Genomic DNA, 23323 nt, shown 5'->3' with positions numbered 1-23323 from the left:
CGCTTTCCATTGTATTATTCAGAACAATTTAAAACAAGCTTTATCTTAAGAGTTTACAAGCTTTAAGAAACGATCGGGGTCCAGACTGGCACCACCAACCAAAACACCATCGATATCGTCATAGGCCATCAAGGCTTTAATATTGTTTTCATTGACGCTGCCGCCATAAAGAATTCGAACGGCATTGCCAATGTCTTCACCATACATATCGCGAATCGTTTGGCGAATCAGATAGCAGCCTTCAGCAGCCTGCTCAGGATCAGCACTTTGGCCAGTACCGATTGCCCAGCTTGGTTCAAAGGCCATCGTAACCTTGGTAACATCAGCTGGCGACAATCCCTTAAGATCTGCCAGAATACGGCTGACTACCCAGCGCACCTTTTTACCGGCAATCCGCCGTCCCATCGTATCATCACAGCAGACGATGGGACACAAGCCATTGCGCAACGCAACCTGGACTTTTTGATTGATTAGCTCATCAGTTTCATTAAATAAGCGACGCCGTTCAGAATGTCCCAGAATGACATGATGAATGCCAGCCAAAGACAGTGAGCGTGGACTGGTTTCGCCGGTGTATGCACCTGCAATCCGGCAATAGCAGTTTTCAGCAGCGATTTTTAACGGCGTATCTTTCGCCGCTTGTACCATTGACGTTAAAGCAAGCGTTGGTGCGGCCAAGACAACCTCCCGTTCGCTGGGATCTGGCAATTCATTTTTAATATAGTTGACAAACTCAACCGATTCAGAAACCGTCTTATTCATCTTCCAATTGCCAGCAACGATTGGTACTCGCATGCAAAAGCCCCCTTTATTTTTCCGCTGCTTTAATTTTAGCAAAAAAAGCGACTGAATCGCTACTATGCTAATCAATCGCTTATCTAGCTTTACTTTTCGGAAATCGCTGCGATCCCTGGCAGTTCTTTACCTTCCAAGTAAGTCAATGAGGCACCGCCACCAGTTGAGATGTGGCTCAAACGGTCAGCAATTCCCAATTGCTTAGCTGCAGCCGTGGAGTCCCCACCACCAACAATCGTCGTAGCATCAGTCAACGTGCCCAAGAACTTGCCGATTTCCAGCGTACCCTTGGCAAAGTTGCTCATTTCAAACACACCCATTGGGCCGTTCCATACAACCGTCTTGGCATCAGCCAACACGTTCTTGTATAGTTCAACCGTCTTAGGACCAATGTCTAAAGCCATCCAGCCATCGTCAATGTCGCCTTCAACTACCTTAGTGTTGGCGTCATTCTTAAAGGCATCAGCAACCACATTGTCAATTGGCAGAACCAGCTTGTCACCAGCCTTGTCCATAATTTGCTTAGCAACATCGATCTTGTCTTTTTCAACCAATGAGTTACCCGTTTTAATGCCCTTGGCAGCATAGAACGTGTAGGCCATCCCACCACCGATGATGATCTTGTCGGCCTTGTCCAGCAGGTGGTCGATAACGCCAATCTTGTCAGATACCTTGGCACCACCCAAGATAGCAACAAAAGGACGAACTGGGTTGTCAACAGCGTCACCCAAGAACTTGATTTCTTTTTCCATCAAGAAGCCAACGCCTGACTTGCCAGCGCCGATTGCTTGGGCAATACCAACGTTGGAAGCATGAGCACGATGAGCAGTACCAAAGGCGTCGTTTACAAAAACATCGCCCAATGATGCCCAGTACTTGCCCAATTCAGGATCGTTGCCTGATTCACGCTTAACGTATTCACCATCTTTAACGTCTTCATAACGCGTGTTTTGAACCAGCAGTACGTCACCATTATTCATTTGGCTGATGGCATCTTCCAGCTGCTTGCCTTCCGTTACCGGAACGAAGGTAACTGGCTTGTTCAGTAAGTTGGAAAGACGTTCAGCAACTGGACGCAGCGACAGCCCTGGCTTGTCTTCTTCCTTCTTAATCCGACCAAGGTGAGAGAACAGAATTGCTCGACCACCATGATCGATAACATAATTAATCGTTGGCAGAGCAGCTACGATCCGGTTGTCGTCGCCAACGACGCCATCCTTGATTGGCACGTTGAAGTCAACGCGCATCAAAACTTTTTTACCTTCCAATGGAAGATCTTCAACAGTCATTTTAGCCATAATTGACCAATTCCTCCTTAATCTGCAAAGAAGGCGGGCGGAGTTTCCTCCTCCCGCCTTTCAATTGATACTATTCAGTTCGCTTTACAGGGTAGCGAAGTGAAGCAGCGTACGGATCATGTTGCAAGTGAAGCCGTATTCGTTGTCGTACCAAGCAACCGTCTTAACCAGTTGTGCGCCGTCTTCGCCTTCCATGATTTCAGTTTGGGATGGGTCAAAGACGGAACCAAAAGTAGAACCGATAATATCGGAAGATACGATTGGGTCTTCAGTGTAACCAAAGGCTTCGTTGCCTTCAGTTGCCTTCTTCATAGCGTTGTTTACGTCGTCAACCGTAACCTTCTTGTCCAGAATGGAAACAAGTTCAGTCAGGGAACCGTCAACAACACCAACACGTTGTGCGTGACCGGACAGCTTACCATTCAGTTCTGGAATAACCAGGCCGATAGCCTTGGCAGCACCAGAAGAGTGAGGAATCGTGTTCGTGCTTGCAGTACGGTTGTTACGCATCTTCTTGCCACGAGGGCCGTCCAGGATGGCTTGCGTAGAAGTAAATGCGTGGATCGTAGTCATGGTACCAACCTTAACGCCGAATTCCTTGTTCAGGAAGTAAGCCATTGGGGCCAGGCAGCTGGTCGTGCAAGAACCAGCAGAAACGATCTTGTCGTCAGCCTTCAGCGTGTCCAGGTTAACGCCTGGAACAACAGTTGGGATGTTACCAGCAGGTGCAGAAATCAGCACACGCTTTGCGCCAGCGTCCAGGTGTGCTTGTGACTTTTCTGCAGAAGTGTAGAAACCAGTACATTCCAGAACGAAGTCAACACCATCGTTCTTAACCCAAGGAATGTTCCGTGCATCGCGTTCAGCGTATACAGGGTATTCCTTACCGTCTACAACGATGCCCTTGTCAGTAGAAGAAACTTCGCCAGGGAACTTGCCGTGAGTAGAGTCGTACTTCAGCAGGTAAGCCAGCATTGAAGGAGTAGTCAAGTCGTTGATTGCTACCACTTCGATGTCCTTGGAGCCCAGTTCGTGGATCCGACGGAATGCCAAACGACCAATACGGCCAAAGCCATTAATACCAATTTTTACAGTCATACTGCAATTTCCTCCTTTAGGAAAATAATTCAATGTTCCTGTTTAGTTTAACATACATTTTTATCCAAAATTGACATTTTTAAGGAAAAAATCCGGAATTTTGGCTGTTAGCTAAACAATCGCACTAACCTACGTTTTTTATAATACTCAAAACCGACTAACTTGTCCATGGAAATGTGTTCAGTTTTAAAGAAACCAGCTTCATCCAAATTTTTTGTAAAAATATTCATTTTTTGCTTGCATTTTATCGTCACTGGGGATATTATAATAAACGTTCGTGTTAATTAAGCGAATTTAAAATCATTTTGCGCCCTTAGTGTAATGGATCGCACGTGAGATTCCGGTTCTCGAGATCCGGGTTCGACTCCCGGGGGGCGCACTTAAATTAAAAAGCACTGATCAAATTGGTCAGTGCTTTTTTTTGTAAAACGCAAACTCATGACATAATTAAAAGACCACATCCATCGATCTTGGATGTGGTCTTTTAAACGGAAAAGCAAATTACTTTTCTTCAGCTGGCTTTTGCTTAGCCCACTTGCGAATTGCTTCGATTTTCTTTTCCTTCTTAGCCCGCGTGTAACGGTCTGCGACTGGGCGACGGCCTTGTACGCCGTATGGATGTGCTTTACGCATTGTAATATGCCTCCTTTATATCTAACGTAAATAATCAACATTCCAATTATAAAGGTCAGGTTATTAAAAATCAACAACTATTATTACAACCAACTAATCAACAAGAAAATTAAAAATTTTTTTGGCAGCCAATTTGAATTTTGGGCGTCTTGCTCACTTTTTATCTTTTCAACCCCAAAGGCTATTCACCATCAATTTTGGAAACGGTAGCACTGTTTTCACAATGGAAAATTGATAAACGTTTTCCGTTAATTTGAACTATACCAATTTGGTTATTAAAACACTAAATCGCCTTAAACTGGCACTTGTCAACAATACCAATTTGGTGTATAGTCTTAGACATCACAGAGGTTAACAATTAATTCATTCACAATTTCAACTAAACGGGGAGATGAGACTTATGTTTAAAAAGAACATGCACGAACTAAACGAACTTAAAAAAATGATCGAAAACGATGATCGCGCAATGCTGGATGCCGAAATCGCCAACCAAGAACTGAGCATGATCTCAGCTGACTTAAAATAATTCTACCTATTTTATCAACCAGTATTAAGGCACTGCTGCTAACGATATCAGCATCGTTAGTGGTAGTGTTTTTTTTGCGACAAAACATTTGACCTTTTCTGACCTATCGAGTATAGTATTCACATAAGTTAGCAATCAATGCTGACTACTGCTAATTTAGAGGGAGGCCAAAGCATGAACCTAGTTCCAACGGTCATTGAACAGTCATCGCGTGGCGAACGCGCCTATGACATCTACTCACGTCTGTTGAAGGACCGCATCATTATGCTGTCCGGTCCAATTGAAGACGACATGGCAAACTCAATCGTTGCGCAGCTGCTGTTCTTGGATGCGCAAGATTCTACCAAAGATATTTACCTTTACATTAACTCACCTGGTGGCGTTGTAACCTCAGGAATGGCCATCTATGATACGATGAATTTCATCAAGGCTGACGTCCAGACAATCGTAATCGGCATGGCCGCATCAATGGCCAGCGTGCTGGTATCATCCGGTGCCAAGGGCAAGCGTTTCGGTTTGCCACACTCAACGGTTATGATTCACCAGCCTTCTGGTGGCGCGCAAGGTCAACAAACTGAAATTCAGATTGCGGCCGAAGAAATCTTAAAGACGCGCAAGATGATCAATGGCATTCTGGCTGAAAATTCTGGCCAGCCAATTGAGCAAATCGAACGTGATACGGAACGCGACCACTACTTGACGGCCCAAGAAGCCGTTGATTATGGTCTGCTTGACGGAATCATGGAAAACAGTGCCAAACTGAAGTAATTGTTTGACCTAAATAACTAAAGCCACGACTGTTATCAGCCGTGGCTTTTATTTGCTATTGAGGCTGGGAAAGACTAATTTTTATCGTGAAATAAAACAATCTTTAATAATAAAACGGCTGAAGATCAACGTTTTGAGTGACGCAATCTTCAGCCATTTTTCTATTTTCGGACTTTATTCTCAGTTTCTTTTTAGTTGCTCTTAGCGTGCCGCAACTCATCGGCATAAGCATTCAGCTTGCGCAGTCGATGATTGACCCCTGATTTAGAGATGGGGCCACCTGGTACCAAAACGCCGAGCTCTTTTAAGCTGACCTCTTGATGTGCGAGCCTGGTTTCAGCAATCGCCCGCAGTTTTTCTGGTAAGCTGTCTAAACCGACCATCGAATCAATCAAACGAATATTCTCGATCTGACGATTAGATGCATTGGCTACCTTATCCATATTGGCATTTTCACAGTTAACCAGGCGATTGACAGAATTACGCATATCACGAACAATTCGGATATTTTCAAACTTGAGCATGCCGTTAGTGGCACCGATCAACTGAAGAAATTCCGCAATTTTTTCAGCTTCCTTTAAGTATACAATGTAGCCGCTACGACGAGCCGTAGTTCTGGCATTCAGATGGTAGCGATTGATCATCTGGGCAATCATCTCATTATGTTCTTCATATAGTGAATAGATTTCCAGATGATAGCGCGATGTTTCTGGGTTATTGACCGAGCCGCCCGCCAAAAAAGCCCCTCGCAGGTATGAGCGAATCATTAAATCATCCTTAAGCAGCGCCATTGGGACCTTTTCTTTAATCTGAAAGCCTTCTAAAATCCCCAGATCGCTGAGAATCTCTTGCGCATGGTAGCGAAGCCGAACAACGTATTGATTGTTCTTTTTTAACTTCATTTTTCGCCGGACGACGATCTCACTTTCGACTTGATAAAACTGCTTTAAAAGCGAATAGATTCTTCTGGCAATTGCGGGACTTTCTGTTTGGACGTTAAGAATCATGTTGCGATTAGCAATTCCTAAAGATCCATTCATCCGAATCAGCGCCATTAGTTCGGCCTTAGCATTATCCAAGTGCACCTGCAGCCCCGTCAGCTCTTTTTTTACCTCGCTGGCATATGACATGCGCGATCCTCCTCTAAGTTAATAATGTACGCCATGCAGACGATTCAGCAGTTCAGCCACTACTTTGTCGCGATCATGAAAGGCACCGTTATCTCTTAAGCGCAGGAAATTACTGGAGATTACCCGACATCCCATATCCCGCAACCCTTGAAAATCATGCTTGACTGGCTGGGAAATCTCATTCCATTCCTTAAAATCAATGTAGTCTTTAGGTACCGGTTGGATATTTACCAAAACGGTATCAATAAAGTTCTGTTTCAAATGCGAATTAAGCACGCGTACATGATCGGCATCAGAGAAATTATCGGTTTCACCCTTTTGAGTCATGATGTTGCAAATATAGACGACTTCTGCTTTGGTTTCACAAACGGCCTTGCCGACATTTTCAATCATCAGGTTGGGCAGAATACTGGTAAACAGACTCCCAGGTCCCAATACAATCTGATCGGCATCCATAATGGCATCAATGACCTGCTTAACAGCTGATGCTTGATGATGGTCATTGTTATTCGATGGTGTAATCCAGACGCGCTGAATTTTTTTATGAGCAGCCGTAATCTCCGACTCACCGCTTAGAGTCGAGCCATCTGTAAATTCAGCGTTTAAGGTTAGGGGCTCATTGGTAACAGGATAGATATGTCCTCTAATCTTCATCAGTGATGACAGTTCCTGGACCGCCGCAAAAATATCGCCGCCTTTCATCTCAGCCAGCGCTGAAATAATCAGGTTGCCGATCGCATGGCCAGCTAAGAACTGGTCGGTACTGTTAAAGCGATACTGAAAAATCTCTAATTCCAATTCCGAAAGCTCCGATAAAGCAACTAAGGCATTGCGAATGTCACCAGGTGGGACCACGTTGACATAGTTGCGCAAGATTCCTGATGAGCCGCCATCATCGGCTACCGTCACGATTGCCGTCACATCAACGTCTTTATCCCTAAGGCCATGCAGAATCTCAGGAAGGCCCGTCCCGCCGCCAATCATTACGATTTTAGGTTTATGGATCATTCAATTACCTCCTTATTTCGCTTTATCAACATCGCGATGATGCAGATTGACCGTATAGCCGTCTTTACGCAAATCCTGATTTAACAGATTAGCAATCGTTACCGAGCGATGCTGCCCGCCCGTACAGCCAATCGCAATCGTCAAGCTGCTTTTTCCCTCTTGGATATAGCCTGGCAAAGCAACCTTCAACAAAGCCTTTAAATGTGAGTAGAAATCTTTGGCCAACTGACTTTGCATGACATAATCCTGCACTGGCTGATCATTGCCGGTTAGATGCTTAAGCTCAGGCAAGTAGAACGGATTAGGCAGGAAGCGGGCATCCATAACAATATCAGCATCCAATGGCAAGCCATACTTAAAGCCAAATGACATAACCTCAACAAAAAAGCTGCTGGCCTGGCCATTGCCAAAGTAATCGTCAATTCTTACCCGCAGATTACGTGGCGTCAATTCAGTCGTATCAATCACGACATCAGCCTGACTCTTTAAATCACCCAATAGCGCCCGTTCTTTTTGGATTCCCTCTAAAACGCCGCCTTGTCGTGACAATGGATGTGAACGGCGTGTCTCTTTATAGCGCGAAACCAGCTCAACATCGCTGGCATCCAAAAATAAAATCTCAACCTGCAGATCAGTACGACTCTTTAAGCGCTGAATGCAGGGTAGAATCTGATCATAAAATTCCTGTGAGCGCGAATCCATTACCATCGCCATTTTGTCAAATTCGGCAGCGTTTTGGATAACGTCGGCAAATTTTTCCGCCAGATTCGGCAGCATGTTATCAATTACAAAGTAGCCAAGATCCTCAAAGCTTTGAACGGCAACCGTCTTACCGGCACCGCTCATCCCAGTAATGATCACGACTTGCAGTGGTTTTGCCACGGAGCTGTCACCTCAATTCAAAATTCGCTTTCCATTGTATCATACCCGGGCGTGTCTTTTAATTTTGAAGTCTTTTCTGCCAAACAAAAAGCATTCTGGCAGCAATTTGCTGTTCCCAGAATGCCGTATTTTAAAGTTTTAGATCGTTTAATACTTGTTTCAAATCTGTAATGCTCAGCTGTCCCGGCGCGGAAGCCTTGCCAACCGTTCCAAACGTTAAAGATGAGCCAAAGATTTCACCTGCAATTCGCGTTACCTTGCCTAGATTTCCCATTGCCATGGTGATCAAAGGCAGATCCAGTTTTTCCTGGGCTTGATGAGTGGCCGCAAGCAGCGTTAAAACATCAGCTGGATTTTGAGGCATAACGGCAATCTTGGCAACGTCAGCTCCCAGATCAGCCATTTTATGAAGTCGATAGTAGATTTCACAGTCAGTTGGCGTCTGCTTAAAGTCATGACTGCTCATGATTACCTTGATGCCATGATCATGAGCCAACTTAATGATTCGCATAACGCCTTCTTTTTGATGAAACAATTCAACATCAATGGCCGTCGTCAGCTCATTTTCAACTACCAAGCGTACAATTTGAAAATATGTCTCATCATCGACGGCTAGATTGCCGCCTTCCTTAGCCGTGCGAAACGTAGTCAAAAGCGGCGTCTCACCCAATGTTTGTCTTAGGTCGAGAGCAGCCGTCTTTAGTTTTTCTGAATCTAAAACGCCAGCCAAAAAATCAATCCGCCATTCGACGACATCCGGCTGTGCCGCCAAAACCGTTTTTGCCTGCTCAATGATTGCCGCTTGTTCCGTAGCCACAATCGGAACGGCAATCTTGGGACTTCCATCGCCCAAGACAACGTTATTCAGCTTTACTTTTTTCATCTAGTCTTCCTCTTTAAAAAGCAGATTGCGAATGTATTCAACCGGCATATCTTGACCCGTCCAAAGCTTAAAGGCGGCTGCACCTTGTTCCAGCATCATCCCCAAGCCATTAAAAACATGGTTGACGCCAGCGCGCTTAGCAACCTGCATCAGCTTGGTTTCGCGAGGTGCGTAGACCGTATCGTAGACGATCATATCTTGGTGGAACCACGTTGGATCTTCAACCAAAGTCATGTCTTCCAATGGCTTCATGCCCACTCCTGTTGCATCGACATAAATATCGCAGCTGGCCAGCTCTTTTTTAAAATCAGCTTGATCTTCAAGGTGGTGCAATGTTGCCCGTGCACCAGTCTTTTCATTAATAATTTTGGCGTTGCGCTCAGCATTTTGCCATTTATCATCGTCAATGTTGAATAAAGCGATTTCTTTGACGCCATCCATCGCTGCCTGCATGGCAATCGGCGTTCCGGCCCCGCCAGCACCCGTCAGCACCATCTTTTTACCGGTAATGTCGAGACCTTCATCCTTCAATGACTGCATAAATCCAATCCCATCAGTTGTGTAACCCGTCAAAACACCATGATCATTGACGATCGTGTTGACAGCCTGACAAAGTTCGGCCGATTCATCCAGCTTATCCAGGTAAGGAATCACTTTTTGCTTGTTGGGCATTGAGATATTTGAGCCACGCATATCCAATGTTCTAATAGCATCAATTGCTTTTGGCAGTTTTTGATTGTCAATTTCAAAACAAAGGTAGGCATAATTGAGACCTAATTTAGCAAAAGCATTATTGTGCATGGTTGGCGACATCGAATGACGAATTGGGTCCGCCATTAAACCAATCAGAATCGTATGACCATTTAGTGAGATATTCTTTCCAGTGTGAATGTTGTTTAGATCCATCATCAGATCCCCCATTTTAATCTAAATTTAATCAAATTATAATGGCTTAATCTTAATATAATGGCTTTGTGATTTCAATCCTAAACAGCAAAAAAGCTCAGCGTACCTTCATCCAGCTGAGCTTAAACTTCATTTACTTATTTTTTCTGTTGAGTCTTTCTTTGCCAATCTCGCTCCAGCATTGGCTTCAAATACTGTCCCGTGTAGCTTTCCGGAACTGCAGCAATGGTTTCCGGCGTGCCAGCTGCCACGACAAAGCCGCCAGCCTCGCCCCCCTCTGGACCTAGATCAATCAGCCAATCCGCTGATTTTACCACATCCAGATCATGCTCAATCACCAAAACCGTATTACCGGCATCAACCAAACGCTGCAAAACGCCCAACAGCCGCTTGATATCGGCCATATGCAGACCAGTTGTCGGCTCATCAAGGATATAGAAACTCTTGCCATGCGATTGGCGATGCAGCTCACTGGCCAGCTTCATTCGCTGAGCTTCCCCACCAGAAAGCGTTGTTGCCGGCTGCCCCAGCTGTACGTAGCCTAAGCCAACATCTTCAATCGTCTGCAGCTTGCGCCGAATCTTTGGAATGGCGCTAAAGAATTCCAACGCTTCTGAAACCGTCATTTTCAAAACTTCGGCAATGTTCTTGCCCTTATACTCAACTTCCAGTGTTTCAGAATTATAGCGCGTACCGTGACAAACCTCGCATGGTACATAAACATCCGGCAAAAAGTTCATTTCAATTTTTAAAATTCCATCGCCCCGGCAAGCTTCACAGCGACCGCCTTTAACGTTAAAACTAAAGCGTCCCTTGGTGTAGCCGCGCAGTTTAGCCTCATTGGTCTGGGCAAACAGATCACGAATATCATCGAAAACGCCGGTATAAGTTGCCGGATTGCTGCGTGGCGTTCTTCCGATTGGCGACTGGTCAATATCGATTACCTTTTCAACGTTTTCCAGACCACTGATTGACTGATAGCGTCCCGGCTTTGCCGATGCGCCGTTGAGTTTTTGTGCCAGGATTCGTTTTAAGATCAGGTTGACCAGGGTTGACTTGCCGGAGCCAGAAACCCCGGTAACGCATATAAATTCGCCCAGTGGAAACTTAACGTCAATGTTTTTAAGATTATTGGCCCGCGCGCCTTTAAGCTCAATAAAATTACCATTACCGGTTCGCCGTTTTTCTGGTACCGGAATCTGCTGTTTGCCAGAAAGATACTGACCGGTCAGCGATTTGCGTGAGCGCATGATCTGCTTGGGCGTGCCAGCTGCCATAACTCGACCACCGTTTTCACCAGCTCCAGGCCCAATGTCAACGATATAATCGGCAGCCCGCATCGTATCCTCATCATGCTCAACAACGATCAGCGTATTGCCAAGATCACGCATTTTTTTGAGCGAGGCAATCAATCGATCGTTATCACGCTGATGAAGCCCGATTGAAGGCTCGTCCAAGACATACATTACCCCAGAAAGGTTCGAGCCGATCTGCGTAGCCAGGCGAATTCGTTGCGCCTCGCCACCAGAAAGCGTCCGCGCGGCTCGACTCAGTGTCAGGTACTCAACACCAACATTAGCCATAAAAGTCAAACGATCTAAAATTTCTTTTAAAATTGGCTGAGCAATCTTGGCCTTGGCTGGTGAAAGCTCAACTGATTTAAAGAACGGAATCGCTTTGCTAATCGGCAATTCTGAAATCTGACCAATATTTTGCCCCATGATTTTAACTGCCAAAGCCTTTTGATTCAAACGGTAGCCATGACAGGCCGGGCAAGGCAACTCAGTCATATATTTGCGCATCTGTTCGCGTGTGAAGTCAGAATTGGTTTCCCGATAGCGACGCTTAACGTTATTGATCACGCCTTCAAACGGAACGTCAACATCCCGCACACCGCCAAAGTCATTTTCATAATGGAAATGGAAAGTGGTTTTTCCATTTCCATAGAGCACCTGTTTTTGCTGTTTGGCAGGCAGTTTCTCAAATGGAACATCCATATCAATATCTGCTGATTTACAAAATTGTTCCAGCATTTTGGGATAATACTGTGAAGAGATGGGATTCCAAGGCAGCATTGCCCCTTCACGCAGCGTCTTCCCACGATCTGGCACGACCAGTTCTTCATCAACTTCCAATTTGCTGCCAAGTCCCTCACATTCTGGACATGCCCCCAGCGGCGCGTTAAATGAAAACAGCCGCGGTTCCAGCTCGCCAACCGTAAAGCCGCAGACTGGGCAGGCATATTGTTCAGAAAACATCAATGGCTCGCCGCCGATCACATCCGCCGTGGCATAGCCGTCACTCAAGCGCAAGGCTGCTTCAAATGAATCAAACAAACGCGACCGAATGCCTTCTTTGATTATGATCCGGTCAACCACCACATTAACGATATGCTTCTTGTTCTTATCCAGCTCTGGAACTTCTTCTAGATCATAGGTTTGGCCATCAACCTGCACCCGCACGAACCCAGCTTTTTTGATCTTTTCAAAAACGCTTTTTTGGGTTCCTTTCTTATCACGGACAATCGGCGCCAACACTTGCAGCCGTGTTCGCTCTGGCAGTTCCATCACCCGATCAACCATCTGATCAACAGACTGGCTGGCAATCACGCTGCCATCATTAGGACAGATTGGCGTTCCTACACGGGCCCACAACAGTCGCAAAAAGTCATTGATTTCGGTTACCGTCCCCACCGTTGAGCGAGGGTTATGGGAAGTCGTTTTTTGATCAATCGAGATTGCTGGCGACAGGCCATCAATCGAATCAACATCCGGCTTGTCCATTTGCCCTAAGAACTGCCGTGCATATGCCGACAAGCTCTCCACATAGCGGCGCTGTCCTTCTGCATACAGGGTATCAAAGGCCAGCGAGCTTTTACCCGATCCGGAAAACCCAGTAATTACGACCAGCTTGTTTTTAGGAATCGTCACGTCAATGTTTTTTAGGTTGTGGGCACGTGCGCCATGCACCACGATTTTATCGTTGGCCATTGCCAAATCCCCCTAGTTTCAATGTTTAGCTTGTTCGTTTTTTTTATTCTTGACCGCCGCATTAAGCTCCATGATCGTATCACGCAGTGTGGCAGCCTGTTCAAAGTCAAGTCGTTTCGCCGCTGAGCGCATCTGCTCAGTCAGCTCGGCCAACAGATTCTGCTGCTCGTCTTTTGCCAAAGCCTTGAAATCCTTAACCGTAAATTCAGTATCGTGCTCAACCTTACCAGTATCCTCAGCTGGCTTAACCGCGGTAATTGCTTCTTGAATCGGCTTGATAATAGTCTTAGGTACGATGTGATGCGCCTGATTGTAGGCTTCTTGAATCTCGCGCCGCCGTTTTGTCTCATCAATGGCAGCCTGCATCGAGTCAGTAATCGTATCGGCGTACATGATAACCTGACCGTTAGCATTGCGGGCAGCCCGCCCAATGGTTTGAATCAGGGAGCGTTCATTGCGCAGAAAGCCTTCCTTATCCGCATCTAAAATTGCGACCAGCGAAACTTCCGGAATGTCCAGGCCTTCCCGCAACAGGTTGATTCCGACCAAAACATCAAATTTACCCAATCGGAGTTCACGAATGATCTGCGTTCTTTCCAATGTTTTGATGTCACTGTGCAGATATTTGACTTTTAAGCCAAGATCTTTTAGATAGTCGGTTAAGTCTTCTGACATCTTCTTGGTTAGAGTCGTAATCAAGACCCGCTCATTTTTTTCGATCCGCTGATTGATTTCACCAACCAGATCATCAATCTGTCCCATAACCGGGCGAATCTCAACTTGGGGATCCAAAAGCCCAGTTGGCCGGATGATCTGCTGAACGACGTGATCAGTCTGTTCCTGCTCATATGGTCCAGGCGTGGCTGACATATAGATAACCTGATTTACCCGCTCCTCAAACTCGCTTAGCTTAAGCGGTCGGTTATCCAATGCACTCGGCAATCGGAAACCATAGTCGATCAGCTGCTGCTTGCGGGCTCGATCGCCATTATACATTCCGCGCACCTGCGGCATAGTCTGGTGTGATTCGTCAACGACCAGCAGAAAATCCTTAGGAAAAAAATCCAAAAGCGTAAATGGCGGCTCGCCTGGCTTGCGGCCATCCATATAGCGCGAATAGTTTTCAATGCCATTAGTGTAGCCCATCTCACGCATCATTTCGATGTCATAGGTCGTTCGCTGCTGAATTCGCTCGGCTTCCAGCGGTTTGCCTTCCTTGGTGAATTTTGCAACCTGTGCTTTCATTTCAGCCTCGATCTGCGGTAGGGCAGTATCCATAATGTCATCACTAGTCAAAAAGTGCGTAGCCGGGAAAATCGAGACCTGCTCGCGATCGCCGATAATCTCGCCAGTCAAGGCATCAACCTCACGAATCCGGTCAATCTCATCGCCAAAAAACTCGACGCGCAGTGCCCGTTCATCGCGTGAAGCCGGAAAGATCTCAACGACATCGCCATGCACGCGAAAACGACCGCGCTGAAAATCAATATCGTTGCGATCAAACTGAATCTCAACCAGATCCCTTAACAGCTGATTACGCTCAATCTCTTGACCAACATGCAGCGACAGGACATGATCACGATATTCACGCGGATCACCCAAACCGAAGATACTGGAAACCGAAGCAACGACAATCACGTCATTGCGTTCCAAAAGAGCACTGGTTGCCGCATGCCGCAGCTTGTCGATTTCATCGTTGATTGAGGCATCCTTTTCAATATAAGTATCGCTGGATGGCACGTAGGCTTCGGGCTGATAGTAGTCATAATACGAAACAAAATACTCAACTGCATTATGAGGGAAAAATTTTTTCATTTCACCATATAGCTGACCAGCCAGCGTTTTGTTATGCGACAAAATCAGCGTTGGCTTATTAGCTTTGGCAATAACGTTTGAAATCGTAAACGTCTTGCCCGTTCCCGTTGCTCCCAACAAAATCTGAGCGTGCTCGCCTTTTTTTAGCCCTTGTGTCAGTTGTGCGATGGCTTCGGGCTGATCACCGGTTGGCTGGTAGTCGGAAACCAATTCAAATGGTCGATCTGGCTGACGATAAATCAAAATTTTTCCCCCTTGCAGACGGTTGATAGCTTTTACCTTAATAAAACCGGTACAAGTCTATCACACGAACGTTTATTCGTCTAATGATTTGCACCGTCATTTTCAGATCATCCCAAAACAAAAAGCCGCCTGATTTGGCAGCTTAAGCTCTTTAGTTTGATTGGCGCGCAGCTCGTTCCTCCATATCTGGCGCAACGCGGGCAATATAGTCTGGTAGCTTCTCTAAGGTTGGCAGCGCCTTATTGTGCTTGTACATCCGCGAGTTAGCCATTGCCTGCCGATTGATCCAGACATTATGCCAGGAACGATCGGCAGCTGGCTTGATATCTTGCCAATAGTCACTGCCAATGTGAGCATGCGCTTGATGATCAAAATCAAGCTTTTCAGCAGCTCGGTTGAACAGCGACGTTTGCGGCTGGTAGGCCTGTGCCTGTTCAGCCGTTAAGATGCCATCCAGCCATTCATCAAGTGTCTGCAGCTGGGTCTGAGCAATATCATTGTCAGTATTAGCAACTGCATATAGCTTATTGTGACGCTTGAGCAGCGGCAGAGCTTTTAACGCATCATCAAATGGCTGCAGTTCTTTTTGTGCTGCCAGCAGTTCGTCATAGTGACGAGCAAACCAGCCACGATCATTAAACTGAACATCCATCAACATCAAGGTCTGTTTTAAGATCGTCTTGGCATCTTGATAAGCCTGACCATACTGCAGGCGGGACTGATAAAAACGATAGGCAAAAGCAACCTGTTCTGCATCCAGTTTTGGTTCTTCAGCAAGTGCTTTTAATTTTTCAAAAAATGGCGTTTCATCCAATAGCGTGCCATTGACGGCAAAAGTCAAAATCATTGGCAAAGGGCTCCTTTTCAAATTATTCTTTCATTCAGTATAGCGCACTTTCAATCATCATGACGCTGTTCAACGGCTAATTTACCCATTAGATAAAACTGCAGTCCCGTAGCTGCTAAATAGATCAACAGCATAGCCGCCATCCAGCCCATATGCTTGCCGGCCAGACAAAAACCGCCGACAAACATGGCAAAATTAGCCAGCCCCGACAATAAGATCTGACCATCAATCCGATGACGCGTTGGCTTGTCCATTCCAATTCCTCCTTGAGGTAGCGTTATCTTAAATTATAGGTGATTGACGCGCAAATTGCATTTATTTGTCAAACCGCTGAAAACGTGAAAGAATTAGTTATCTTATTTAGTCTATCGGAAAGGATGTTTGGCATGTTCGTTACGCCAGCTATGTGCAAAGGACTAGAACGTGAATATCTTACTTATCGCTTTAATCAGCATACCAATTATCTGACCGGATTTTTCCGCTCACCGCTTTTAGAACCAGGACGAACCAAATTTATTTTTCGCCCCACTAAGGCAACGATTACTGCCTATGATCGTGCTCGTTTCAAATTAAACCAACGTTCTCGGTTGGCACAGCAAAAAGCCGGCATTCCCCAAAATCTTCAGCAACCTGTTTTTGTCCAAAGTTTTCGCGAAGACTTTAACGAAAGCGACTATCATTACTCGACCATTCAGGCCACCCGCTGGATGGAAGAACTGACTGGCCAACCGATTCATATCTGGCGAGTCAGTGCCCAACTACTGGATCACGTAGGCACGACTTCATTAGATCATGCCTTGCTATGCTTTTTTGGCACTGATCCAATGCACCACGACTACCAGATGTTTACGGCTGGTTTTGCACCGCTATATCATCTGGCACAGTCAATGGAACCAGCTTTCAATTTTTCGGCTGCCGATCTGTTCTCGACCAATTATCACCAATTCGATCAGTGGGTTTTCACTTTATTTCACGCATTAGCGCTGGAAATGACCGAACAGCCTGATCAAGGAGAAGCTGCCGCCAGTGATACCTTATTTTTGCAGCCAGATCGACATTTTGAGCAGTGGACGCTTCAAGAGGAATTTCCAACCCGTGCCGACTATTGGAATCTGCACGGCCGAGTTATCATGGCAATGTCGCTGGATGCTGATCTTGCCAGCGAAGAGACTGATTAGAAAGGATGGCGCGTATGATTCCAGATGAATTGTTCGAACAGCTGCTGCAAGAATTCTCTAGCGATCCAGTTCATGACTACAATTTAAAAACTTTTTCATCCTCATCGCTCAAACCAGGCGAGACCGAGTTTTTTTATTCACCCTTGGGACTCAATACCTTCACCACATTTGACGAGCAGCGTAGGCGAATTGCGGCTCAAAGGATTCATCATTCGATCCCTTCATTTACCGAAGAATTCATGACTGATCCTAAAAGTTTTGCCGGTTCAACCAGGTTTGCCAATCAGCTGCTGACCAGCTATGCCAATTCGATGCGTGAGTCTGGTCAAACAGTGGTTCAGACAAAAGAAGTCGTGGCCGCGCTGCTTGACGTTATTGGTACTCAGCAGCCCTGGCAGACACTGCAGCTTTATTATGGTCAATCACATGACGAGCAAGACTATTTTCTGTTACAGACCGGCATCGTTCCATTAATTGCCCTAGCTCGCGATCTGGCGCATAATCATGAAATTCTGAGCCAAGACGCCGATCTAGCTCATATCAACGACGTTCAGGCCTTTGCTGCTGCTCTGAACAATGTCGCATTTGCACTGGCTCATCGTTGGTTTAGCGAAATCGTTTCATCATCGCCAGTTACGACAAGCTTGCAGGCAACCTGGCCCTATCTGCTGATTCCAACTCAAAAAGGTCTTATTAGCGCGTTATTGAACGCCGATTCATTTAGCTCTTTGACGGCCAGCCAACGACACGTCCAACTGCTGGTACCATTCAGATTAAGCTACTAAAAAAGATTCTGCCTGTTCAGCAGAATCTTTTTTGTCAGCGCTGAATGATCTGCGTGGTAATCACGGCCAATTGGGTTTGACTTTGTGTCCCGGCATTATCCTTTAACAGCTCTGGTAGAATTCTTTTTAAAAAGTACTTTACGCTGGCCATCTCATGAAACTCCATGATTGACTCCAGACTGGAACGATAGATATCCATGTAGACCGGCTCAGGATTGCCTTTTTGAATCTCGCCAAACGACTCATACATCAGATCGATCTTATCAGCTACCGATAAAATCCGCCCTTCCAAGCTGTCATCCTTGCCTTCACTGAAACGACGACGATAAGCCTTGCGAAACTCTGGCGGAATCTCAGTATCAATAAAGTTATCCGTCAAAGAGTCATCAACTTTGGCCAACATGCCGCGCAGTTCAGGCGTGGCATATTTAACTGGCGTTTTGATATCGCCAATAAATCGTTCCGTATAGTCGTGATTCAGAGCCTTTTCATAAAGTGAGCGCCAATTGACCTCATTGCCAGATTGTTCTTCAATATCGCCCAGCATTTGCGCCGCCTGCGTAACCTTAAATGAATGAGCTGCTACATTATGCTGCTCAAACTTAAAGTATCCTGGCGCACGATTGATCATTTCAAGATCGCTTAAACTTTTTAAATACTCGTGCATTCCCATCTGATCACCTGCTTTCATTTATCAAAAAACGGCTTGTGGTTTCCCGCAAGTCGTTTTCAGCTTGGCTAGGCCTCAGCAAATTCTTGCAGTGCCTTTTCAAAATCGACCAGCTTTTGCTTGGCGCCAGCCAGCGTATCAGCACTCGTACCAATGTAGTACTTGAGCTTTGGTTCCGTACCAGAAGGACGAATAGCAATCCAGGTACCATCAGCCAAAACATAGCGCAATACGTTGGATTCAGGAATGCCCAGTTCTTCAACCGTACCATCAGCCAGCGTCTTGGTATTGTTGGAGAAGTCTTCCGTTACCACAACCTGTTGACCAGCAAAATGCGTTGGCGCTTCTTCACGGAACTTCTTCATCAAGCCCTTGATCTTAGCAGGTCCCTCAACCCCGGCATAAGTATTGGCAATCGTCTTTTCTTGGAAGTAGCCATACTTTTGGAACAATTCTTGCAGGCCATCGTACAGCGTCATATTGCGGCTCCGGTAGTAGGCAGCCACTTCTGCCAACAGCGTCAAGGTTTGAATAGCATCCTTATCGCGAACGAATGGCTTGATCAGGTAACCGAAACTTTCTTCAAAGCCAAACATAAACGTATGGTTGTGCTTGGTTTCGTATTGGTGAATCTGGTCGGCAATCCACTTAAAGCCGGTTAGAACGTTAATCATCTTAACGCCGTAGTCTGCAGCAATCTTGGTGGCAAACTCAGTCGAAACGATTGACTTAACGGCCGCCGCATTGGCCGGCAGCGTACCTGCTTGCTTGTGCGCTTCCAAAATGTAATGCAGCATGATTGAGGCAATCTGGTTACCAGTCAAGAGCAGGTATTCACCATCTGGCTGCCGAATTGCGCATCCCAGACGGTCGGCATCAGGATCAGTAGCGATCAGAATGTCGGCATTGACCTGCTTACCCAGTTTTTCTGAACGAACGAAGGCTTCAGGGAATTCTGGATTTGGATGTTCCAAACCAGGGAAATCACCATTTGGCTGACCTTCAAATGGTTCGACCTCATAGTTGGTAAAGCCGGCTTGACGCAGAGCCCGTTCGCCAAGCATCCGTCCCGTACCGCACAATGGCGTAAAGACAAACTTCATTTCCTTGCCGTACTTTTTAGCCAGTTCATGGTTGATTGTAACCGTTTTGGCATTTTCCAGATAGGCAGCGTCAACATCTTCGCCCATGATGGTTTCAATACCGTTATCCAGCATTTCCTGCTCGTCAGCCAGCTTGATGTCAAAAATATCATCAATCTTGCGAATGTAGCTGGTCATTAAATCAGATTCCTTAGGCGGCATCTGACCGCCATCTTCGCCATAGATCTTGTAGCCATTGTATTCCTTAGGGTTATGGCTGGCCGTAATCATAATGCCGGCATAGGTATGCTTGTAGCGAACGGCAAATGACAACTCTGGGGTTGGCCGCAGATTGTCATAGATGTAAACCTTGATATTGTGGGCTCCCAAGACACGAGCAGCATCGTGGGCAAACAAGCGGGAATTATGACGGGAATCATAGCTGATGGCAACCCCGCGCTGCTTGATTTCTTCGCCCAGCGTGTCCATAAATTGAGCCAGACCTTCCGTAGCTTGACGAACCGTGTAGACATTCATGCGGTTGATCCCAGGACCCATTAATCCCCGCATGCCGGCCGTGCCGAACGACAGCGGGCCATAAAAGGCATCCTCAATCTCTTTTTCGTCCTTCATTGCTGCCAATTGACGCTTCAAGCTTGGTTCCAGGTCTTTGCGATCAAGCCAAGTCTGGTAGGTATCTTTCCAACTCACAATGACATCTCCTTAAATTATAATCACCTGTATCACAGTAACTTAAGTATACCGCACTTAGAACTTGTTTGGTGCAATTCGTTCAATAATTTGGGCTATACCATCCTCTTCATTGCTTAAAGCAATTATTTCAGCGCTTTCTTTGACACTTTGACTGGCATTTGCCATGGCAACTGGATGGGCAACGCTTTTGAGCATGGGCAGGTCATTTTCATCATCACCAAATGCGACCAGCTGATCATAGTCCGCCAATTCATGCTCAATCAGATAGCGAGCAGCACACCCTTTATTGACAGCTGCGGCGTTGATCGTTAAATAACCATCGCCGGCCTCATGAATTGCGATTTCATTTGAATAGTTCGCGATAAGCCGTTTTTTGACCTCTTTGAGCCGTTTTGAATCTTCAATAATCAACAAAATCTGCAGCACGTTTTTTAGCGGCCGCTGATCGACATCAAAAAGCGGCTGAATGCCCGTATAAAAAATCTCTGTTTCAATCTGTTGGTCAAGCTTTGAAACATGCCAGCTTTCGGCATCCATCCAGGTAAAGTTCAGCTCAGGAAATTCGGTTTTAACCAAGTTCTGCAACTTTTGTGCCGTTTGATCCGGAATCGCATGCTGCTCTAAAATTTCAAATCCACGAACGGTCGGCTGAAAAATGACCGCGCCATTTAAGGCTGTCTGTGGTCCATTCAGCTGCAGCCGTTTGATCAGATCAAGCATCTGAATCGGCATCCGCGCAGAAGCCAGCATTAGCGGCAGTTGGCTTTTAACAACCGCAAAAATCGTTTGGGGGCTCAGTTTTCCCTTTTCATTAAGCAGCGTATGATCCAAGTCGCTGATTAGATAATATCCCAAGGCAAACCATCCTTTCTCATCAATCATTTCATCTATTTTTCTAATCTTAGCATGAGGAAATCAAGAAAAATTTGCTATTTTCAGCAAATTTTTCATAGACATTTATAAAAAATAGCGTTAGTATTAGAAAAACATTAAAAAATAAGTTTTTATTCTAATTTTAAAGGGAGATGTCCGTATGAGTCGAAAAGTTGCTGTTATCGGAATGGGAAACGTTGGTGCCGCAGTCGCTCACTATATTGTCGCCTGTGGCTTTGTTGATGACCTGGTGCTGATTGACAAAAACGAAGCCAAAGTTAAGGCCGACGCATTGGACTTCTACGACGCAATGCCTAATCTGAAGAATCACACCAACATCTTCGTTAATGATTACTCACAATTGGAAGATGCTGATGTCGTAGTTTCAGCACTTGGCAATATCAAGCTGCAGGATAACAAAGATGATGACCGCTTTGCCGAACTGCCATTTACGCGTGTTCAAGTCCGTGAAGTTGCCCAAAAGATTAAGGAATCTGGCTTCCATGGCAAGATGGTCGTAATTACCAACCCAGTTGACGTGATTACTTCAATTTATCAAGAGGTTACTGGTCTGCCAAAGAATCATGTCATCGGTACCGGGACGCTGCTTGACTCCGCGCGGATGAAGCGGGCCGTTGCTCAGCGTCTGCACCTGGATCCTCGTTCCGTTACCGGCTACAACCTTGGCGAACACGGCAACTCACAATTTACTGCCTGGTCAACGGTTCGCGTTTTGGATCAGCCAATTACCGAACTGGCCAAGGAACGCGGCTTGGATCTGGACAGTCTGGACCATGAAGCTCGGGTCGGCGGCTTTACCGTCTTCCATGGCAAGAAGTACACCAACTATGGGGTCGCAACGGCTGCCGTTCGGCTGGTCAACACGATTATCTCTGATGCACACACTGAACTGCCAGTTTCCAACTATCGTGAAGAATATGGGACTTATCTTTCCTACCCTGCCGTGGTTGGTCGCGATGGTATTCTGGAACAGGTTCAACTGGATCTGACTGATGAAGAGCTAGAAAAGCTGCAGACTTCTGCCAACTACATCAAGCAAAAGTACGCTGAAAGTCAAGAAGCTGCCAAAGAAGGCAAGTAATAAAAAAGGATGGGATCAAATCCCATCCTTTTTTAATTTTTAACGGTTCATCAAGTATTGATAGATCTGCTGACCAGCAATCGCACCATCACCAACCGCGGTCGCAATTTGCCGCAGTGGGGTTTCGCGCACGTCACCAATGGCAAAAACGCCTGGCAGACTGGTTGCCATCAGATCATCGGTCTTAACATAGCCCTGCTCGTTTAGAATCTCCAAATCTTTAAAAGGAGCGGTCATTGGTACGCTGCCGACATAAATAAAGACTCCATCAGCCTGGATTTCTTCATCAGCCTCAGTCACATTATTATGCGTTTTAACGCCCACAACCTTATCACCATCACCCACTACTTCCGTAACCTGAGTATTGAAGATAAATTCCATTTTATTGTTCTGCTTAGCCTTTTCCTGAATCAATGGCTGAGCTCGCAGCTGATCACGCCGAACCACTACCGTTACCTTTTCAGCCAGCTGCGTCAGATACATTCCCTCTTCAACTGCCGAGTCGCCACCGCCAACGACGACCACATGCTTGTTCTTGAAAAAGGCACCATCGCATACTGCACAATAAGATACGCCACGGCCACCATATTCTTCTTCACCGGGAACGCCCATGTGCCGCTGTTGAGTCCCAGTAGCAATTACCAGCACCTTAGCTGTAAAGATGTCACCCATGTCAGTCGTTAGCTGTTTCAAGTCACCATCAAGTTCAACTTTTTCAACCGTGCCATAAGCATATTGCGCACCAAACTGAGTTGCACCTTGATACATATCTTGTGCCAGCTCAGGTCCTTGAACCGACTTAAAGCCAGGATAGTTTTCAATTGCGGCCGTATTATTCAAATTACCGCCATAAATACCTCGATCCAGCATCAAAACAGATAGGTTGGCCCGCGAAGCATACAAAGCCGCGGTCATCCCAGCCGGACCAGCGCCAACCACGATTACGTCATAATTGGTTTGTTTTTCTTCTGCCATGTTGTTCCTCCGAGTTATTGATGATTAATGATATCTTACTTGGTTTAAGATTATTTGTCCATGGCTTTGCTTACTTTTTGTCAGTTAATAAAAAATGGGGCGCTACTATTCAGCGTCCCATT

At 45.9% G+C, this 23323-nt stretch carries 22 protein-coding genes and 1 tRNA gene; 6 read left to right on the top strand and 17 right to left on the bottom strand.

Going from position 1 to position 23323, the window contains the following annotated elements:
- Positions 1 to 45: 45 nt before the first annotated feature.
- From tpiA to gap, 3 genes are all read right to left on the bottom strand, one after another.
- Positions 46 to 795: a triose-phosphate isomerase gene (gene tpiA, locus ACLUWI_RS07665; protein WP_412146823.1), complete on the bottom strand. Its 750-nt coding sequence runs from the start codon at positions 793 to 795 to the stop codon at positions 46 to 48.
- Positions 796 to 884: 89 nt separating this feature from the next.
- Complete coding sequence (locus ACLUWI_RS07660) at positions 885 to 2093, bottom strand: phosphoglycerate kinase (protein WP_412146822.1); 1209 nt, start codon at positions 2091 to 2093, stop codon at positions 885 to 887.
- An 84-nt stretch (positions 2094 to 2177) separates the two neighbouring features.
- A complete protein-coding gene (gene gap / locus ACLUWI_RS07655; protein WP_347980586.1) occupies positions 2178 to 3191 on the bottom strand; it encodes a type I glyceraldehyde-3-phosphate dehydrogenase in 1014 nt (337 codons plus the stop codon).
- A 307-nt stretch (positions 3192 to 3498) separates the two neighbouring features.
- Between gap and ACLUWI_RS07650 the strand changes: the two genes are divergently transcribed.
- Positions 3499 to 3570: transfer RNA gene (locus ACLUWI_RS07650), tRNA-Arg, on the top strand.
- Positions 3571 to 3692: 122 nt separating this feature from the next.
- Here the strand turns inward: ACLUWI_RS07650 and ACLUWI_RS07645 are convergent.
- Positions 3693 to 3824 carry a hypothetical protein gene (locus tag ACLUWI_RS07645; protein WP_006500395.1) on the bottom strand — a complete coding sequence of 44 codons (132 nt, stop codon included), beginning with the start codon at positions 3822 to 3824 and terminating at the stop codon, positions 3693 to 3695.
- 400 nt (positions 3825 to 4224) lie between these two features.
- Here ACLUWI_RS07645 and ACLUWI_RS07640 point away from each other — a divergent pair, with 400 nt between their 5' ends.
- Positions 4225 to 4350, top strand: a complete 126-nt coding sequence (locus ACLUWI_RS07640) for a hypothetical protein (RefSeq protein WP_006500397.1) — start codon at positions 4225 to 4227, stop codon at positions 4348 to 4350.
- A 174-nt stretch (positions 4351 to 4524) separates the two neighbouring features.
- Entirely contained in the window at positions 4525 to 5118 is a 594-nt protein-coding gene (clpP, locus tag ACLUWI_RS07635; RefSeq protein ID WP_006500398.1) for an ATP-dependent Clp endopeptidase proteolytic subunit ClpP, read from the top strand.
- 191 nt (positions 5119 to 5309) lie between these two features.
- Here the strand turns inward: clpP and whiA are convergent, their stop codons facing one another.
- From whiA to ACLUWI_RS07590, 9 genes are all read right to left on the bottom strand, one after another.
- Positions 5310 to 6248, bottom strand: a complete 939-nt coding sequence (whiA, locus tag ACLUWI_RS07630; protein ID WP_412146821.1) for a DNA-binding protein WhiA — start codon at positions 6246 to 6248, stop codon at positions 5310 to 5312.
- Between the two features lie 18 nt (positions 6249 to 6266).
- The gene (locus ACLUWI_RS07625; RefSeq protein ID WP_412146820.1) at positions 6267 to 7256 is read right to left on the bottom strand and encodes a gluconeogenesis factor YvcK family protein; all 990 of its coding nucleotides are present in this window, start codon (positions 7254 to 7256) and stop codon (positions 6267 to 6269) included.
- Between the two features lie 12 nt (positions 7257 to 7268).
- On the bottom strand, positions 7269 to 8138 hold the full coding sequence (gene rapZ, locus ACLUWI_RS07620) for an RNase adapter RapZ (protein ID WP_412146819.1): 870 nt from the start codon (positions 8136 to 8138) through the stop codon (positions 7269 to 7271).
- A 130-nt stretch (positions 8139 to 8268) separates the two neighbouring features.
- Positions 8269 to 9021: a type I 3-dehydroquinate dehydratase gene (gene aroD, locus ACLUWI_RS07615; protein WP_412146818.1), complete on the bottom strand. Its 753-nt coding sequence runs from the start codon at positions 9019 to 9021 to the stop codon at positions 8269 to 8271.
- On the bottom strand, positions 9022 to 9927 hold the full coding sequence (locus tag ACLUWI_RS07610) for a shikimate dehydrogenase (RefSeq protein ID WP_412146817.1): 906 nt from the start codon (positions 9925 to 9927) through the stop codon (positions 9022 to 9024).
- A 137-nt stretch (positions 9928 to 10064) separates the two neighbouring features.
- Entirely contained in the window at positions 10065 to 12917 is a 2853-nt protein-coding gene (gene uvrA / locus ACLUWI_RS07605; protein WP_412146816.1) for an excinuclease ABC subunit UvrA, read from the bottom strand.
- 18 nt (positions 12918 to 12935) lie between these two features.
- Positions 12936 to 14975, bottom strand: coding sequence for an excinuclease ABC subunit UvrB (uvrB, locus tag ACLUWI_RS07600; protein ID WP_412146815.1), 2040 nt, complete (start codon positions 14973 to 14975; stop codon positions 12936 to 12938).
- Positions 14976 to 15126: 151 nt separating this feature from the next.
- Positions 15127 to 15822, bottom strand: coding sequence for an HAD family hydrolase (locus ACLUWI_RS07595; protein WP_412146814.1), 696 nt, complete (start codon positions 15820 to 15822; stop codon positions 15127 to 15129).
- A 50-nt stretch (positions 15823 to 15872) separates the two neighbouring features.
- On the bottom strand, positions 15873 to 16076 hold the full coding sequence (locus ACLUWI_RS07590) for a hypothetical protein (RefSeq protein WP_412146813.1): 204 nt from the start codon (positions 16074 to 16076) through the stop codon (positions 15873 to 15875).
- Between the two features lie 132 nt (positions 16077 to 16208).
- On the opposite strand from ACLUWI_RS07590, the gene ACLUWI_RS07585 reads away from it, so the two are divergent.
- Together ACLUWI_RS07585 and ACLUWI_RS07580 are read left to right on the top strand one after the other, a co-directional pair.
- Positions 16209 to 17000 (top strand): hypothetical protein, encoded by a 792-nt coding sequence (locus tag ACLUWI_RS07585; protein WP_412146812.1) that lies wholly within the window; start codon positions 16209 to 16211, stop codon positions 16998 to 17000.
- A 14-nt stretch (positions 17001 to 17014) separates the two neighbouring features.
- Positions 17015 to 17785: a hypothetical protein gene (locus tag ACLUWI_RS07580; RefSeq protein ID WP_412146811.1), complete on the top strand. Its 771-nt coding sequence runs from the start codon at positions 17015 to 17017 to the stop codon at positions 17783 to 17785.
- Positions 17786 to 17819: 34 nt separating this feature from the next.
- Here ACLUWI_RS07580 and ACLUWI_RS07575 read toward each other — a convergent pair whose 3' ends face one another.
- The 3 genes from ACLUWI_RS07575 to ACLUWI_RS07565 all read right to left on the bottom strand — a co-directional run bounded on the left by ACLUWI_RS07575 (position 17820) and on the right by ACLUWI_RS07565 (position 21133).
- A complete protein-coding gene (locus tag ACLUWI_RS07575) occupies positions 17820 to 18458 on the bottom strand; it encodes an HD domain-containing protein (protein WP_412146810.1) in 639 nt (212 codons plus the stop codon).
- Positions 18459 to 18523: 65 nt separating this feature from the next.
- Positions 18524 to 20248 carry a phospho-sugar mutase gene (locus ACLUWI_RS07570; RefSeq protein WP_412146809.1) on the bottom strand — a complete coding sequence of 575 codons (1725 nt, stop codon included), beginning with the start codon at positions 20246 to 20248 and terminating at the stop codon, positions 18524 to 18526.
- Positions 20249 to 20305: 57 nt separating this feature from the next.
- Complete coding sequence (locus ACLUWI_RS07565) at positions 20306 to 21133, bottom strand: HAD family hydrolase (protein ID WP_412146808.1); 828 nt, start codon at positions 21131 to 21133, stop codon at positions 20306 to 20308.
- A gap of 151 nt (positions 21134 to 21284) precedes the next feature.
- Between ACLUWI_RS07565 and ACLUWI_RS07560 the strand changes: the two genes are divergently transcribed.
- The gene (locus tag ACLUWI_RS07560; RefSeq protein WP_412146807.1) at positions 21285 to 22226 is read left to right on the top strand and encodes an L-lactate dehydrogenase; all 942 of its coding nucleotides are present in this window, start codon (positions 21285 to 21287) and stop codon (positions 22224 to 22226) included.
- A gap of 39 nt (positions 22227 to 22265) precedes the next feature.
- Here the strand turns inward: ACLUWI_RS07560 and trxB are convergent, their stop codons facing one another.
- Positions 22266 to 23201, bottom strand: a complete 936-nt coding sequence (trxB, locus tag ACLUWI_RS07555; RefSeq protein ID WP_412146806.1) for a thioredoxin-disulfide reductase — start codon at positions 23199 to 23201, stop codon at positions 22266 to 22268.
- Positions 23202 to 23323: the final 122 nt, after the last annotated feature.

Origin of the sequence: Limosilactobacillus mucosae, assembly GCF_046939755.1 — a bacterium.
In the GTDB taxonomy this organism is placed as follows: domain Bacteria; phylum Bacillota; class Bacilli; order Lactobacillales; family Lactobacillaceae; genus Limosilactobacillus; species Limosilactobacillus mucosae_A.
Note: the sequence above shows the minus strand (reverse complement) of the source record. Positions and strands in the feature narration are given on the sequence as shown.

What these genes read in the sequence shown, in the direction of transcription:
- tpiA (WP_412146823.1), bottom strand. Translation starts at nt 795, where the DNA reads ATGCGAGTACCAATCGTTGCTGGCAATTGGAAGATGAATAAGACGGTT.
- ACLUWI_RS07660 (WP_412146822.1), bottom strand. Translation starts at nt 2,093, where the DNA reads ATGGCTAAAATGACTGTTGAAGATCTTCCATTGGAAGGTAAAAAAGTT.
- gap (WP_347980586.1), bottom strand. Translation starts at nt 3,191, where the DNA reads ATGACTGTAAAAATTGGTATTAATGGCTTTGGCCGTATTGGTCGTTTG.
- ACLUWI_RS07645 (WP_006500395.1), bottom strand. Translation starts at nt 3,824, where the DNA reads ATGCGTAAAGCACATCCATACGGCGTACAAGGCCGTCGCCCAGTCGCA.
- ACLUWI_RS07640 (WP_006500397.1), top strand. Translation starts at nt 4,225, where the DNA reads ATGTTTAAAAAGAACATGCACGAACTAAACGAACTTAAAAAAATGATC.
- clpP (WP_006500398.1), top strand. Translation starts at nt 4,525, where the DNA reads ATGAACCTAGTTCCAACGGTCATTGAACAGTCATCGCGTGGCGAACGC.
- whiA (WP_412146821.1), bottom strand. Translation starts at nt 6,248, where the DNA reads ATGTCATATGCCAGCGAGGTAAAAAAAGAGCTGACGGGGCTGCAGGTG.
- ACLUWI_RS07625 (WP_412146820.1), bottom strand. Translation starts at nt 7,256, where the DNA reads ATGATCCATAAACCTAAAATCGTAATGATTGGCGGCGGGACGGGCCTT.
- aroD (WP_412146818.1), bottom strand. Translation starts at nt 9,021, where the DNA reads ATGAAAAAAGTAAAGCTGAATAACGTTGTCTTGGGCGATGGAAGTCCC.
- ACLUWI_RS07610 (WP_412146817.1), bottom strand. Translation starts at nt 9,927, where the DNA reads ATGGATCTAAACAACATTCACACTGGAAAGAATATCTCACTAAATGGT.
- uvrA (WP_412146816.1), bottom strand. Translation starts at nt 12,917, where the DNA reads ATGGCCAACGATAAAATCGTGGTGCATGGCGCACGTGCCCACAACCTA.
- ACLUWI_RS07595 (WP_412146814.1), bottom strand. Translation starts at nt 15,822, where the DNA reads ATGATTTTGACTTTTGCCGTCAATGGCACGCTATTGGATGAAACGCCA.
- ACLUWI_RS07590 (WP_412146813.1), bottom strand. Translation starts at nt 16,076, where the DNA reads ATGGACAAGCCAACGCGTCATCGGATTGATGGTCAGATCTTATTGTCG.
- ACLUWI_RS07585 (WP_412146812.1), top strand. Translation starts at nt 16,209, where the DNA reads ATGTTCGTTACGCCAGCTATGTGCAAAGGACTAGAACGTGAATATCTT.
- ACLUWI_RS07580 (WP_412146811.1), top strand. Translation starts at nt 17,015, where the DNA reads ATGATTCCAGATGAATTGTTCGAACAGCTGCTGCAAGAATTCTCTAGC.
- ACLUWI_RS07575 (WP_412146810.1), bottom strand. Translation starts at nt 18,458, where the DNA reads ATGGGAATGCACGAGTATTTAAAAAGTTTAAGCGATCTTGAAATGATC.
- ACLUWI_RS07565 (WP_412146808.1), bottom strand. Translation starts at nt 21,133, where the DNA reads ATGATTGATGAGAAAGGATGGTTTGCCTTGGGATATTATCTAATCAGC.
- ACLUWI_RS07560 (WP_412146807.1), top strand. Translation starts at nt 21,285, where the DNA reads ATGAGTCGAAAAGTTGCTGTTATCGGAATGGGAAACGTTGGTGCCGCA.
- trxB (WP_412146806.1), bottom strand. Translation starts at nt 23,201, where the DNA reads ATGGCAGAAGAAAAACAAACCAATTATGACGTAATCGTGGTTGGCGCT.